At 60.0% G+C, this 585-nt stretch carries 1 tRNA gene and 1 rRNA gene; both read right to left on the reverse strand.

Features of this window, described 5'->3' with window-relative positions:
• Positions 1 to 373: 373 nt before the first annotated feature.
• A tRNA-Lys gene (locus B5E65_RS15920) sits at positions 374 to 449 on the reverse strand.
• A 46-nt stretch (positions 450 to 495) separates the two neighbouring features.
• Positions 496 to 585, reverse strand: a 5S ribosomal RNA gene (rrf, locus tag B5E65_RS15925); the annotation flags it as partial.

The following is a 585-nucleotide window of genomic DNA, read 5'->3' on the forward strand; positions in this document are numbered from 1 at the left end:
CGCTTCCAGACGAGGCCGTTAAGACCGACCTTCCGGTGGAAGGTCGGTCAGGCCGAGAGTCCCTGCGAGCTGAACCGGAGCGCGCAGCGCGAACGGCGAAGCCGCCCCAGGGGAAACGAATAGTTTCCCCTGGGGGAAGCAGCACCAAACAAAAAAGCCGCCCTCTGCCGCCCGTCATCCGTCCGCCGCGAGCCTGGTGCGCTTCCAGACGAGGCCGTTAAGACCGACCTTCCGGTGGAAGGTCGGTTAGGCCGAGAGTCCCTGCGAGCTGAATCCAAGCGCATAGCGCGCAGGATGAAGCCGCCCCGGGGAAATTTTATTTCCCCGGGGGAAGCGCAACAAAAAATCCCGACCGGATTGGTCGGGATTTTTCTGGTGCGCTTCCAGGGACTCGAACCCTGGGCCCGCTGATTAAGAGTCAGCTGCTCTACCAACTGAGCTAGAAGCGCATATAGGGCCGCCGCAATGTGCGGCCCGTTTTTGGGTAAAAGAGAAAGCCGGCGCCTACCTATTTTTGCGGGTCGTCTCCAACCAACTATCTTCGGCACGACAGAGCTTAACTACTGTGTTCGGAATGGGAACAGG

Origin of the sequence: Gemmiger sp. An120 (assembly GCF_002160955.1) — a bacterium.
Lineage (GTDB): Bacteria > Bacillota > Clostridia > Oscillospirales > Ruminococcaceae > Gemmiger_A > Gemmiger_A avium.